At 56.1% G+C, this 13,569-nt stretch carries 14 protein-coding genes; 8 read left to right on the top strand and 6 right to left on the bottom strand.

Features of this window, described 5'->3' with window-relative positions:
- Positions 1-487: 487 nt before the first annotated feature.
- Together ENI00_RS15585 and ENI00_RS15580 are read right to left on the bottom strand one after the other, a co-directional pair.
- Positions 488-1,243, bottom strand: a complete 756-nt coding sequence (locus tag ENI00_RS15585; RefSeq protein ID WP_304104379.1) for a glutaredoxin family protein — start codon at positions 1,241-1,243, stop codon at positions 488-490.
- A gap of 191 nt (positions 1,244-1,434) precedes the next feature.
- Positions 1,435-2,727, bottom strand: coding sequence for a hypothetical protein (locus tag ENI00_RS15580; protein WP_304104378.1), 1,293 nt, complete (start codon positions 2,725-2,727; stop codon positions 1,435-1,437).
- A 201-nt stretch (positions 2,728-2,928) separates the two neighbouring features.
- On the opposite strand from ENI00_RS15580, the gene ENI00_RS15575 reads away from it, so the two are divergent.
- The 7 genes from ENI00_RS15575 (at position 2,929) to hflC (ending at position 9,711) form a co-directional block, all read left to right on the top strand.
- Entirely contained in the window at positions 2,929-3,999 is a 1,071-nt protein-coding gene (locus tag ENI00_RS15575; protein WP_304104376.1) for a YncE family protein, read from the top strand.
- A 42-nt stretch (positions 4,000-4,041) separates the two neighbouring features.
- A complete protein-coding gene (locus ENI00_RS15570) occupies positions 4,042-4,236 on the top strand; it encodes a DUF2933 domain-containing protein (RefSeq protein ID WP_349740433.1) in 195 nt (64 codons plus the stop codon).
- Entirely contained in the window at positions 4,205-5,140 is a 936-nt protein-coding gene (locus tag ENI00_RS15565; RefSeq protein ID WP_304104374.1) for a DMT family transporter, read from the top strand. The genes ENI00_RS15570 and ENI00_RS15565 overlap by 32 nt, the downstream gene beginning before the upstream one ends.
- Positions 5,130-6,362, top strand: a complete 1,233-nt coding sequence (locus tag ENI00_RS15560; protein WP_304104372.1) for a hypothetical protein — start codon at positions 5,130-5,132, stop codon at positions 6,360-6,362. The genes ENI00_RS15565 and ENI00_RS15560 overlap by 11 nt, the downstream gene beginning before the upstream one ends.
- Before the next feature lie 179 nt (positions 6,363-6,541).
- On the top strand, positions 6,542-7,615 hold the full coding sequence (locus ENI00_RS15555; protein WP_304104370.1) for an AI-2E family transporter: 1,074 nt from the start codon (positions 6,542-6,544) through the stop codon (positions 7,613-7,615).
- 120 nt (positions 7,616-7,735) lie between these two features.
- Positions 7,736-8,773: an FtsH protease activity modulator HflK gene (gene hflK, locus ENI00_RS15550; protein WP_304104368.1), complete on the top strand. Its 1,038-nt coding sequence runs from the start codon at positions 7,736-7,738 to the stop codon at positions 8,771-8,773.
- Positions 8,770-9,711, top strand: coding sequence for a protease modulator HflC (hflC, locus tag ENI00_RS15545; protein WP_304104366.1), 942 nt, complete (start codon positions 8,770-8,772; stop codon positions 9,709-9,711). Before hflK ends, hflC begins: the two co-directional genes overlap by 4 nt.
- 254 nt (positions 9,712-9,965) lie before the next feature.
- Here the strand turns inward: hflC and ENI00_RS15540 are convergent, their stop codons facing one another.
- The 4 genes from ENI00_RS15540 to ENI00_RS15525 all read right to left on the bottom strand — a co-directional run bounded on the left by ENI00_RS15540 (position 9,966) and on the right by ENI00_RS15525 (position 12,599).
- Complete coding sequence (locus tag ENI00_RS15540) at positions 9,966-10,880, bottom strand: DMT family transporter (protein ID WP_304104364.1); 915 nt, start codon at positions 10,878-10,880, stop codon at positions 9,966-9,968.
- Between the two features lie 2 nt (positions 10,881-10,882).
- Positions 10,883-11,815 (bottom strand): cation diffusion facilitator family transporter, encoded by a 933-nt coding sequence (locus tag ENI00_RS15535; protein WP_304104362.1) that lies wholly within the window; start codon positions 11,813-11,815, stop codon positions 10,883-10,885.
- Positions 11,816-11,914: 99 nt separating this feature from the next.
- Complete coding sequence (locus tag ENI00_RS15530) at positions 11,915-12,253, bottom strand: DUF5676 family membrane protein (RefSeq protein WP_304104360.1); 339 nt, start codon at positions 12,251-12,253, stop codon at positions 11,915-11,917.
- Complete coding sequence (locus ENI00_RS15525) at positions 12,246-12,599, bottom strand: YHS domain-containing protein (protein WP_304104358.1); 354 nt, start codon at positions 12,597-12,599, stop codon at positions 12,246-12,248. Before ENI00_RS15525 ends, ENI00_RS15530 begins: the two co-directional genes overlap by 8 nt.
- Positions 12,600-13,025: 426 nt before the next feature.
- Here ENI00_RS15525 and ENI00_RS15520 point away from each other — a divergent pair, with 426 nt between their 5' ends.
- Positions 13,026-13,445, top strand: coding sequence for an outer membrane lipoprotein-sorting protein (locus ENI00_RS15520; RefSeq protein WP_304104356.1), 420 nt, complete (start codon positions 13,026-13,028; stop codon positions 13,443-13,445).
- Positions 13,446-13,569: the final 124 nt, after the last annotated feature.

Genomic DNA, 13,569 nt, shown 5'->3' with positions numbered 1-13,569 from the left:
TTTTCTTTGGTATGACGCGAAGCGCGTCACTGGGATGTAGTCTGGCTTTGCACACGTGCGACTCTCGGAGATGCGAATATAGCTTTTGGCGCTTACACAATGGCGGCATGTTTATCTAGGGACTGGTTCTGGGTGGCAAAATCCTGGAGCCGCTCGACTCTGTCGGTTTATCTCCATGTCGGACTGATCGTGACGATTATTTTTGAGTATTGGGCGACGGGAGACGGACAACGATGGAGTTACAATGAACGGATGCCCGAACTTGCTGTGACCGGCACCGGAATACTGCCTCTCGCCCAGTGGGTGGTCTTGCCTATGTTTTCAGCCTATTCCACAAGATGGATGTTTCTTGGGTGGTTGGTTTCGAAGCGGGCTGTAATGTAATGCAGACGGCGACCACGATCGCCGCCAGCGCAATCGCCAAGGCCATCGGTTGCCCGCGGGCGGGTGGGCGCGGGCGGGTGGGCGCGCCCTAGTCGAAGGGGCGCTAGGTGAAGGTCACGATGGTCATCACCACCGCCATGCCGACCATCATAAGGTTTTCGGTCAGGGACACGAAGCCCAGCGGAACGTTGCTGTCGCCACCGACACAGGCGCACTTCAGCTCGCGCTTGTCGATGTAGACGGCTTTGATGACCGACACCGCGCCCACCGTGCCGATAAAAAGCGCGCCGGGGATCGACAGCCACGGCATGATCGTCGCCGTCATAAGAAGGCCCGCGCCCGTCTCGACGAACGGATAGGCATAGCCATAGCGCACCCAGCGCTTTGCCAGCAGATCGTAATTCAGGAACATAGTCGAGAAACTCTCGATATCTTTCAACTTTTGTAGGCCCAGCAGAACCATGGAAATCGAGATGAACCAACCCAGCGTCTGCCATACAAACATCGATGGTAGTGCAACCCAGGAAAAAGCAAGCGCAAGCAGTGCCGCGATCGAGAACAACGCGATAATCGGCTGATACGTTGTGTTGTCGGTGTCTGGGTCTTTTTTGCCGAAATAGACCTGAAGGTCGTCATAGCCACCGATCCGCTCATCGTCAATGAAAGTCTGTGGCGTAGTCTTGACGTCATGCTCGCGCATGAAGGCGTCCGTATTTTCGCGGGTCTCCAGGTAGTGGTCCTCAACCTCGAAGCCTTCACGCTCCAGCAGGTCTTTGGATTTCAGGCCGAAAGGGCAGGTATGTCCAGGCATAACCATCCGATACAGAGCGGCCTTCTTCATTTGAGTATCGCTAGACATAAAGCCTCCTTCAGTTGCAGGGCCATTTGCCGCCGAAGCCTACGCGGAACGATGGCTCAGTCATCAGGTGAAAAATCAGATCGCGGCCGTCGCGCGCTTCGATTGCGGGGAACTCAGGGTTCACGGTAAAAAGTGTAGGCAACCTTTTTTAATAGTTCAATCACCTGACGTGATGTGCAAGAGGTCGGTTATCACAGCTGAAACACGGGCGCAAAGCCACCTCCAGGCGTGCGAAAGTTGGTGGTCTGGCCCTGGTATACACGGGCTGCGGCGAGCAAACGTTTCCCCGCGTAGGTGTAGAGGCGAATGTCGACCTTTCTGGTGGTGACGATACCGTCAATTTTCATGTTTCGCTCCCCAGCAGGAACGAAGTTCTGTGCGATATAGTCGCCTTTAAGAATGTTTTCGAAAACGCGCCGGGTCAATTTTTTGCCCCGATAGACGCCTTTACTGCCATGGCCGGCAACCGGCTTGAAGAACAGCTCACGACGGGCATTCCACAGTTCTGCCGCGTCGCATTCTGCAACCAAGCGGGTCTTGGGTACGGCGCTCGCCAGATATCCGGCTTCAGTTTCATTCAACCCCCAGTCGCGAAGGGTTTGGGGATCGGACAGTAGGATCAGGTTTCGTTTGTCGGCCATGAGCGCATGCACACGCGGGTTGGGTGTTACTACCACTGTGCCGTCGAGATATGCGCGCCTTAGCGCCTCATGAGTCGGGGTGTCCAGTGCGAAGTCCACCAGTCGGTTGTACACCATATCGATGGGTTTGCCTCTTGCGGTCAAGGCATCACCGACATATTCAAGCTCCGACGGGTCGAGTATCAAGGTATCGATGCCCCTGGCCTGGAGTAGCTGTTGGGCCAGCTGGAATTCGGGGAACATGAACTGGCTCTCAGGGGCATCATCCACTATGGCCAGGCAGCTGGGCATCGAGTCAGTGCGCTGCTTTTGCCACTCCCGTTGAAACATATCTAACACCGCGTCCTCAAATCCATCCAGCGCCTGCTTGGTTTCTGCGGTCTGTTGAGATGGGTCACAGCATCGATGTTGAGCCCGAGCCAGCACCGTGTTCAAAAACGCGCCGCCGGCATTGGTATTGATCTCGATTAACTGAGGGCCATCTGGGCCCAAGTGAAAATCGTAACCCATGAAAGCCCCTATGGGGCCAGGATTGAAGCGTGCAATTTCCGGGGCCCAAGATAGGACGCGTTCCTGATAAGGCGGAAGCTCGGCAACTGATTCGATCGCCTGAACGATTCGCTCCATCGTCACGATATCAGCGCGGGGAACGAAAACCGGGGTGTTTGAAAAAAGATGGTGAAGTTCAGGAACCGCTGATAGATCGCTTTCAGCGCCTACAAATTGAGTCCGGAGGCTCTCGGTGAGAGCTTTGCGGTCAAGGGTGACGCAGTAGCACTGCTGGTTAAGCCGGTCTGCGTGGGCATTGCCTGTTCGTTGGTTTTCCTGGGTTACGTTTTGCATTTGGAGCCCATAGCGTAAGTAAGTTGTTTGGACTGTAGTTTCGGCCTTGATTCTCGTCAAACAAGTATATGTTTGGCAACTGTTTTCAGGTCTATTTCAGCTTCGTGTGTTGGACTGCTAGGTAATGACCACGCACGGGCGACCCCCTTGTCAGCCGGATCGAAAACTGTACTGAACCCCTCATACTAGATAGGTGACGCGATGAAACATCGGTTTTGCAAACGTTGGCTTGCCGGACTGACAATCAGCGCTGCGATGAGTTTGCCGCTGATGGCAGCCGCAGACACGACCCGGGCGTTTATTCCCATGGGAATGGCCGATTCCGTGGGCGTTATTGATCTGGAAAGTCGTCAGGTGACGTCTTCAATGACCGGAACCGTGAATACCCATGGCTCGGCATTGACCCCGGACGGGCAGTACCTGGTGGCAGGCAGCCTGACTGCTCATGAAAGCGAGGAGCCCGTCAGCCGCCCCGAAGGCGTGACCGAAGACGAGCACGCCGCTCACCATGGTGGTGGGGCTGCTGCTGCATCGGAAGAATCGAATACCGGGCTACTCTATGTGGTGGACACTGCCACCAATGCGATTGCTCGCACATTGGAGGTGCCGGGGCCGGTACACCATGTTCTGGTGACATCGGACGGTCGCTATGCCGTATCCACTCATCCCATGGGCGGCGGTATCAGCATTGTCGATCTGGATTCCGGAAAGCTGGTTAAAAGCGTGGCAACGGGACCGGCTCCCAATTACGTGGTGGAAACGGACGACGGGCAATCTCTACTGGTCAGCAATAGTGGCAATGGCACAATCAGCGAAGTGGACACCACGCACTGGTTCGTCAAGCGCAACTTGCGGGTTGGTGGTGGCCCGGAACATATGGTGCTCGCTCCCGACAATGAACGGCTTTATGTGAATGATGTTGCATCTGGTCAGGTGAGTGTCGTTGAGCTTTCGAGCGGCGCCGTGGCGGCAACCTACGAAATCGGGGGAGAACCCCACGGGGTTGGTTTGAGCAACGACGGCCAGATACTTTTCGCAACCAGCAAAGGCAGCAACCGGATCGTTCGTATTGAGCTCGCCAGCGGAGCTCGTCGCAGCGCGCCACTGGCTCCGGCACCCTATCACTTGGCTGTATCGCCCCATGATGGCCAGCTATTGGTGACCAGTCGTGCAGAGGGCAAGCTATGGGTGCTCGACCCGGAATCCCTCGATATAATTGATGAGATTCCGTTGGAAGGCATAGGCCATCAGATATCGCTTGAGGCTAACTAATGCTGTTTTCTTACGCTGTCGCCGAGTCTTCAAGAGAGATCAATGATGGATCGACGTTATAAAATCACTTTGGCAGTTTTTGTCGGGGTTGCGCTGGTCTTGCTCTGGAGTGACCACAAAAGTCACCTGCTTGGCGCGCTGCCTTGGCTGATACTTCTTGCCTGCCCTCTGCTCCATAAATTTATGCATGGGGGACACGGTAACCATGGACGACAATCTGACAAAAGTGACAAGTAACGTAATGACAACCAAATCACTTTCGCCACAAGTCATCGTTGGAATGGTGATTGTCGCGCTTCTCTGGGCCATCTGCTTTCCGTTCATCACTGTCGGGTTGCCGGACGCGCCTCCCTTGTTGTTCGCGTCTCTGCGAGCATTCTTGGCGGGTGCATGTTTAATTATTATAGGACTAAAAATGGGGCGCAAACCCCGTTATTCATTCCGACGTCTGGCTATGCTTGCGTTGATTGGTTTCAGTTACACGGGCATGGGCCTCGGCGGCATGTTTCTCGGGGCGGGTAATGTAGGGCCCGGCGTCGCAACCGTATTGGCGAATGCGCAACCGCTCTTCGCCGCCATACTATCGGTTTTCATTCTTAAGGAAGTAATGACCGTCCGATTGTATTTGGGGTTGTTCGTTGGTTTTATCGGAGTCGTTGTACTTGCTTTACCCAGTTTTGACTTTGGAACGGATCGTTTTGAAGGCGTACTATATGTGCTTTTTGGCGCTGTTGGAACGGCAATCGGTAACGTTCTTTTAAAGCTTCAGGCAGGTGATGGGGATGTGTACTGGCCGATGGGAATTCAGCTCATCCTAGGGGCAGCATTTCTGCTTGTTGCCTCTTTATTGGCGGGTGAAGGCTTTGAGGTTGACTGGACATGGTCATTCGCCGGGGTTGTTTTCGTGCTTGCGGTTCCGGCAACCGCGTTAATGGTTGTGCTCTGGTATGAGCTTCTGGCCAGAGCACCTTTAAACAAGCTTAACCCGTTTACATTTCTGACACCGGTCTTTGGTTTACTTATTGGGGCCCTGTTTTTCGATGAGACATTCAGTGCAGTGGAAATCACAGGCATTGCGATCACTGTTGTGGGGCTGATTGTGATTGTCATAGTTCCAAATCAGGAAAAGCGTGTTTCCTGAAGACCCGAACATTCCAGGTGACGAGTATATAATCAAACTTATGCCGTTAAACCAAAAATCGAATCAACCAACCTGCCAGCTAGAAAATAGCTCCACGACCAGAAAAATCGTACCAGCGATGACTACGCCGCTGGCGTCAATTTTTGGCAGTGGCTTCCTGGTCGTCGTGCCCGTTCTGGCAAGTGCGGTGGGGCCTTTCGCACTGCCGACTATGGTGGTGGTAGCGGTTATCGCTTTTCTGGTTGGCAGTATAGTCCGCCACAATATCCTTTGTGCTGAGTCAGTGCTGAGCAAGGGCAGCAAACGATACACTAGTTTACTCGAGAGGTTATCCGGTATTGCGCTTGTTGCCGCCTATGTGGTCTCGGTATGTCTGTATGTTCATATCCTCTCGGCCTTTGTTCTTGCCTATTTCGAAATGGATACCGTGTTCAATAAAAGTCTGCTGACTACGGTGATCATCGGCGCAATCACCATTGTCGGGGTACTAGGTGGTTTGGACCCGCTGGAAAGACTTGAGCGTTGGGCACTTTATGTGACTCTGATAATACTTATCGCACTGCTCATCGCATTCGCGATTTTTGATGTTAATCAGTTTTTGGCACAGGGTAAGTTTGTCTTACCTGTCATGCCAGATCGCTCAGCATGGGAAATTGCAACGATTGTGGCGGGGACATTGATTATCGTGCAGGGTTTCGAAACAACTCGTTACCTGGGTGAAAGTTATGACGCGCCTACCCGCATTCGCGCTTCGCGTTGGTCGCAATACTTCTCACTGAGTGTGTATGTGCTGTTCGTTGCGCTGGCACAACCCATTGTGCCAGCTCTGAATGGAGATTACGGCGACAACAGCCTCATTATTCTGGCAGCAACGGCTTCATTACTTATGCCAGTGCCTTTGATCGTGGCGGCCAGCCTTTCGCAGTTCTCCGCCGCTGTCGCAGATACCGTTGCGGCTGCCGCCAATATGAAGGAGGGCAGTCGGCAACGTATCAAGCTGCGTTGGGGCTACTTACTGGTAGGTGTGGCCGCCATGGCGCTGGCTTGGTCGGGCTCGACCTTTGAGATTATTGCACTGGCATCCCGTGCCTTCGCTTTTTACTATCTGTTGCAATGCTTGGTCGCACTATCCGTTTGCCGCAATCGTCGTGAACGTCTCTATTTCGTGGTTATTGCACTTGTTCTCGGCTTTGTGATGGTTTTCGCCGTACCAGCGGGTTAAGGCTAAAACGCTCAAATGATCACAAGATCTGCGTGTCGCTCGAAGCCTTCGTGGTGACACCCGAGGTGGGGCGGCGGAAATTCGAAGCAAGCTCCGGGCAGGACTGACATAATCGCGGGACTGGTGTCGCCGGTTATAGGCGAGCTGCCGATAAGCAACGTGATAGATTGGGGGGGCGCATGCGTAATACTGCTGCCAGCGTAGATCCCGGACGTCAGACCATAGTCATTCTGTTGACAGTGATCACGGTTATTTTGGTGGGATGGGCGCTCAAGGCGACTTATGTGGTCACCATGCCACTGACGCTGGCGTTTTTCGTCACGCTCATCCTACGGCCGCTGCAGGGCCGGCTTGATGCTTGGTTACCGCGGCCGTTGCGCTGGCTGAGCATTGTGGCGTGCATGAGCGTTTTGCTTGCCGTGCTTGGTGTGCTGGTGGCGAGCGTGTGGTTCAGTCTGAGCATGATACTGGCCAAAGCGCCGACTTATGCCGCCGCCGCTCAGCAACTCTGGGCGCAGTTACAAGCGCTCGCCGAGCGCCACGCGATGCACGCCGACATCCTCACCGAGCCACTTCGCAATCTGTATGGGCCGGCGCTGGGTTTGATGACATCAGGATTTGGCTATTTGTGGCTATTGATGGCCATGTTGCTGCTGGTGTTCTTTCTGGTGCTGCTGATGCTGATCGAGGCCGGTGAATGGCGGAAAACAATGACCGCCGGCCTCAGTGAAACCCGCATGCAGACCATCCTGGCAACGATTGCCACCGCGTCCGAGCAGGTGCGCCGGTTTCTCGTAGTCAAAACCCTGATCGGCGCGATCACCGGAGCGATCAGCGGCCTGTGGCTGTGGCTGCTCGGGGTGGATTTCGCACTGTTGTGGGGGATCGTTATTTTTCTGCTCAACTATATTCCTTATATCGGCTCCACCATCGCCGTGGTTCCGGCGGCAGTCATCGCCTTGCTGCAGTTTGGATCTGCGTGGGCACTGGTGGCGATCTCCGGGTTGATCGTCATCCAGCAATTGCTGGGCAATATCGTCGATCCCCGCCTGACAGGCCGTAGTCTGGCCATTTCACCACTGGTAGTGCTTGTTTCCATTGTTTTCTGGGGCTGGATCTGGGGCCTGGCTGGCATGCTGATCGGGGTGTTGCTCACCGCCACGATCGTGATTGTTTTTGACCATATCCCCGCGTTGCGGCCATTCGCCACCCTGCTCAGCCGCAGTGCACCGGATCGACGGCCAACGGACTAACCTGGGAGCATCCTGGCGTCTTCGCGCGAGATGGTTTTGAAATCCATCGCACTGAATGCCGCCTGTCCCGGCCAGGCGGAAACCGTTAGACTGATGTGATCGATTTTAATGGAGTACGGCATGATTCAATCCGTAGATTCAAACGGTCGCGGCCGGCAAGGCCCGCCGGACCTGACCGAGTTGTTCACCAAGCTCGGCAGCGGCGGGGCGCCAAAGGGCGTCATTGGGATCGCCATACTGGTGCTGGTGATCTGGGGCGCGTTCAGCGCGTTTTATACCGTCCAGCCCGAGGAACGGGCCGTGGTCAAGCGTTTCGGCGCGGTCGTCGGTATCACCGACCCGGGCCTGCACTTCAAGATCCCGTTCGGCATCGATCAGGTGCAGCACGTGGCCACCGAGCGGGTGCTCAAGCAGGAATTCGGTTTCCGCACTCAGGGCACTCGCGACGGCGATAGCACCACCTACAGCAGTCAGCAATTCGAAGACGAGTCGCTGATGCTTACTGGCGACCTCAACATGATCGACGTCGAATGGGTGGTCCAGTACCGTATCGAAGACCCGATCGAGTTCCTGTACGAAATGCGCGAGTCGACGCGCACGCTGCGCGATATCTCCGAATCCGTGATGCGCCGCATTGTCGGCAACATGCTCGGCTCCGAAGTGCTCACGGTCGGGCGCGTCGAAATCCAGCAGAAGGCGGGCGGCGAGATTCAGGAGATCATGGACGGTTACAACGCCGGCATCCGGATCAATACCGTGGAAATGCAGGATGTGGTGCCGCCACCGGCCGTGCAGCCGGCATTCAACGAGGTCAACGAAGCCCGCCAGGAGCGCGAACGCACGATCAACGAGGCACAGAAGCGCGTCAACCAGGAAATTCCCAACGCCGAGGGCGCGGCCCTGCGCACCGTCGCCGAGGCCGAGGGCTATGCCACCGAGCGCGTCAATCGGGCGCTGGGCGAAAGCGCGCGCTTCTCCGCGGTGCTCGCCGAGTACCTGCAGGCCCCCGAGGTGACCCGCTCTCGGTTGTACCTGGAAACCATCAACGAGATACTGCCCAACATTGGCCAGGTGCTGGTCGTCCAGGACGGCCAGGTGAGCCCGCTGCCGCTACTCGATGTCAACCGCCGCGCCCGCAATGCTGGAGATGACGAATGAAACCGATACTCTTGGCAATTGTTGCGGTCGTGCTGATCGCAATCGGAAACTTCGTGTTCTATACCGTTGACGAGGCCGAGCAGGCCATCATCGTCCAGTTCGGTGAACCTATCGGTAGCGTGGTCAGTGAGCCCGGGCTAAAAATTAAGTTGCCCTGGCAGCAGGTCCGTTACTTCGACAAGCGCCTGCTGGTCTGGGACGGCGACGTTACGCAGATTCCCACGCTTGGCCGCGAGTTCATCCTGGTCGATACCACGGCGCGCTGGCGGATCACTGATCCGCTGCTATTTTTGACCAGCGTGCGCGACGAGGCCGGCGCACGCACTCGGCTTGACGACATCGTTGACTCGGTGGTTCGCGACATGGTCTCGTCAACCGAGCTTGAGGAAATCGTGCGCTCCAAGGACTGGGCCGTGGATGTCGATGAACTTGACGATCCCGCACTGGCCGAGCGCGCCGACGTGAATCTGGAGAAGCAGCCCAAGCTGGGACGCGAGCGGCTGGAGCAGGAAATTCTTGCCCGCGCCCAGGATTCCATGCCGCGGCTAGGTATTGAGCTCGACGATGTGCGCATCAAGCGGGTCAACTATATCAACTCAGTACGCAAGCAGGTCGAAAGCCGGATGATCGCTGAGCGCCAGTCGATCGCCGAGCGATTCCGCTCCGAAGGCATGGGCCGCAGCCAGGAAATCCTGGGCAATATGCAGCGCGATCTTCAGCGCATTCGCTCCGAAGCCGCTCGCAAAGCCGAGGAAATTCGCGGCAACGCCGATGCTGAGGCCACCGGCATCTACGGCAAGGCCTTTGGTGCCGATCCCGAGTTTTACTCGTTCTTCCGCACGTTGGAAAGCTACCGTGCGTTGGGGCAAAACAGTACCATCATGCTGAGCGCCGATTCGGACTTCTTCCGCTACCTGGAGGACGCCAAGGCACCGTAAATCTAGCGCTTTTCCATAGGCTTCGATGGCGATCTTGAACACGCGCTTGAGGTGCCATAGCCAGATCGTGTCTAGGTGGTGCGTAGCCTGAACAGGCAGGCCTTAGCCTAGAGAGCGGTGGTCGCGATCAGCACCATCGGCCAGATATGAAAGAGATAACGTCCGCCCGGCGACGAACAGACAGGTGTATTTCCTTCACCATGGACGGCCGGCTTGGGCGGTTGGCGCACGAGGACATACCAACGTTATCGATTTCATGCGCCCTGACAAGGATGAACGGCACGATTATTTTCCGCTTTTGACATTTCCCATGATAGCCAGAACCCGGCACCGAGCAGCATCGCACCGCCATAAAGCATCCCTTTTCCTGGCACTTCGGCAAAGATCAGATAGCCCAGTGTCGAGGCCACAATGGGCGAGACGATGATATCGGTGAGGGCATAGACATTGGCGTTGATGGTCTTCAACACAATGGAGATACCGAAGTAAGCGAAGCCCGTGGAGATCACACCCAGGCCCAGGGCCCAGAGCATGACGGGCAGACTCATGCCGAGTGCCGAGTAGGGGATCAGGGTTGCGACGGCCCCGGGACCGGCGAGCAGAAGCGCGGGCGAGAGCACTAGCGCGGCGATCAGCAGTGACCAGGCAATATCGTTACCCGTCTCGGTCTTACCCTCATGGCGCATATAGGTCACCATCGCGGCATAGATCGCACCGGTGGCAAGAGCCACGAAATTGCCCAGCATATTGCCACCGCCAAGTGGATTGGCAATGGCAATGCCGATCAGGGCAATGGCGAAGATAAGGATGTAACTCTTGCGCGCCTTCTCACCCAAAAACACCGCCGAGAAAATGAATACGAAAAATGGAGCGATGCTCCAGAAGATCACCGCATTTGCAATCGGCACCAATGTCATGGCGAAGTTGAACGCGCCGCCCTGAGCCGCGATTAATACGCCGATGAGAGCTGTGTCCCGCACATTGCCTTTGGGGAATTGCGGCCATTCGCCGCTCGCCAGAGCGCGTGCGATGAACAGAAAGACGGCCGCGAAGGCCATCGCATAAAACGTCAGCGTCTGAACGGCAATCAGCCCGTCGGTGAGCTTGACGAACACGCCGATGGTCGCCTCGGAAATCGTAATCAACGCCAGCAGGAGCAAGGTTTTCATGCTCAACTCCCGCCGGCCGTACGCGTGATATCGATGGCCTCGGCGCCGGACTCGTCAAGGCAGGCGGTTTCCACCTGCAAGGTGGCGAAGAAGAAGCCGTATTTCTCTTTCAGCATGCCGTAGGCGGTCTTCAACACCGCCTGTGAATCGGCGCCGTCGGTGATCCGCAGATGGCCTGAGAACACGTAGCGTCCGCTGGTCAGCGCCCAGGCATGGACGTGGTGCGCATCAGAAACGCCGTCGAGGGTCTCCAGTGCTTCGGCCACCTCGGCCAGGCTGACCTCGGCGGGCGTTCCCTCCATTAGCAGATGAGCGGCGTCGCGCAGGATGCCCCAACTCGCCCAGATCAGCACCACGCCGAAAGCGATACCCAGGATCGGGTCGATCAGCAGGAAACCGGTATAGCGGATCACCAGAGCGGTCACGATGATCAGAATGCTACCCACGAAGGTCTGGATGATATGCCACAGCGCACCACGCACGTTGAGGTCGGTGCGGCTCTGCTTCCAGATCAAGCCCAGCGAAATGAATTCGGTGAACAAGCCGCCGGCGGCGGCCCACAGCATTGGCCCCGTGGGCAAGTCGATGGGATCCGTGAGCCTCATCGTGCCCATCGCGATCACGACGAGCGCCATGCCGAGCAGGAAACCGCCATTGACCAGCGCCCCGACGATTTCGGCACGGTACCAGCCAAAGCTGCGCGCCTCGTTCGCGGGGCGGCGCGCGAGCCGGGCGGCAGTGATGGCCACCAATACGCCGCCCACGGCCGAGAAGGTATGAAAGGCATCCGAGATCACCGCGATAGAGCCGGTCCAGAGGCCAATACCCATCTCGATGAAGAAGTAGATGCCTGTCAGCCAGGCCGATATGGCCATGCCGGGCCCACTGGTGGGCATGTGCCCCGCCTGGCCGTGACTGCTGCTTTCAGTATCCATAGGACTTATCCTTGTCTTGAGACAGAATTGATAACGCCGCACACGCCTTCGATATCTGCTTGGCAGCATTTGAGGCATGTAGGCGAGATGGCCTCAAGCTCATCTCCGCTGATTGATACGAGTGACAAAGAAGTTGTAGAGAGGACCAAAGATTAGCGCCACGTACCAGCCATAACCGAAGCTTTCCGCCAGGCCCAGGAAAAAACTTGGCCAGCTCAACCAAGTGAAGCCAGGCAGCAGGCGCAACCAACTCTCATACATCGCCTGGCCGGGAAACAACAGGTCGAAACCGACGCATAGGCTGAAGGTCACGGCCAGGAACAGACCTAGGCTCATCCCCAAGGCGATCACCGGGATCCGTGGCACGGTTTGAATCGGCAAGGGTGTACCATAGCGAAGTTTAAGCTTGGTGCTCGAAGCAGTCTCGACGTCAGACATGTTCGTTCTCCGGTTGGGCGGTTGTGTGCTTGGCATCATCACCGGTGAGATATTGCTCGGGTGCGGCTTCGAAGCGTTCCCGGCAGTCACGCGAGCAGAAGTAATAGACATGGCCGTCATAGACGCTTGGCTTGGCCGTTTCAGTGCTGACGGTCTTGCCACATACGGGGTCTACGTCGTCAGCGGGTGGCGTCCAACGCAGCCCCTCGGTGCTCTGCCCTTCCGGTGGCCCCTTGCCATGCTTGGTCTTACCGTGTCCGTGGCCCATCACATGAGCACCGCAGCCAAAACGCATCATCAGGAAGATGATTCCCGCCCAAAGCATGAAGTATCCCAGTTCGTTCATCGTCTCTCTCCTCAAGCAATGTAACCACCACCAGCCGACGGCTTGCCACTTTGCATCAACGATGCTTACCTTCGGGCTCAAAACCTATAAATAATCCTAATATCAAGCGAAAAAGCAAGCGTGTATCTCTCAAGCCTCATCAAACCTAATCCTACACTACCAAGCTTAATTGAAGCTGAATGGTGATATGAAACACGGCGTAAACAAGGCAGGGTCAAACAGAGTGTGTCCGAGAGGTCAATAATCGATCAGTCAGTGCTTGTGAGGTGATGATGCGGTAGCTTATTCAGAAAGCAAGACGCTAGGCTAGGTCAGACAGTGTTAGCTATCGGCTTCAATTGGAAAACGGGAAGTGGTGAAAAAATCGGTTTTCGAGTTACCATCCGGGATGATTCTGGACAAATGATCAGCTCAAGGAAGCAGTGTATGAAACGCCTATCAGTGATCGCTTTTATTGGAGTTTTTCCGGGTATTGCGCTTGGTGCTGCCCCCTCGGCGGAATCATTGATTGAAGGGATGGAAGACACGCTGTGGTCGGACAGCAACCACGGTCGGTTTACCATGCGCATCGAAACCGAATATTGGGCCCGGGAACTGAAACTGGAGGCTTGGATGGATCGGCCCGAGAAGGCGCTGATTCGCATCCATGCTCCCAAAAAGGAAGCCGGCATCGGCTCGCTGCGCATCGGTGACGCTATGTGGAACTATCTGCCCAAGGTGGATCGCACCATCAAGATCCCGCCCTCCATGATGCTCCAGCCCTGGATGGGCTCCAACTTCAGCAACGATGACCTAGTTAAGGAAAGCTCCTTTGTCGACGACTATATCCCCCCTGTGTCAGCCTAGTTGTCCAGTAGGCAGTTTTGCCTGAAACCACATCACAGGGGGCGGTATGGATGCACACATGCCACGCTATTCCGATGAACGTAAAGCGGCAGTTCTCAACAAGCTCTTGCCACCCCATAACCGG

The sequence above is a fragment of the Marinobacter antarcticus genome (assembly GCF_011049865.1).
GTDB lineage: Bacteria > Pseudomonadota > Gammaproteobacteria > Pseudomonadales > Oleiphilaceae > Marinobacter > Marinobacter antarcticus_A.
This window is presented reverse-complemented; position numbering and strand designations above follow the sequence as displayed.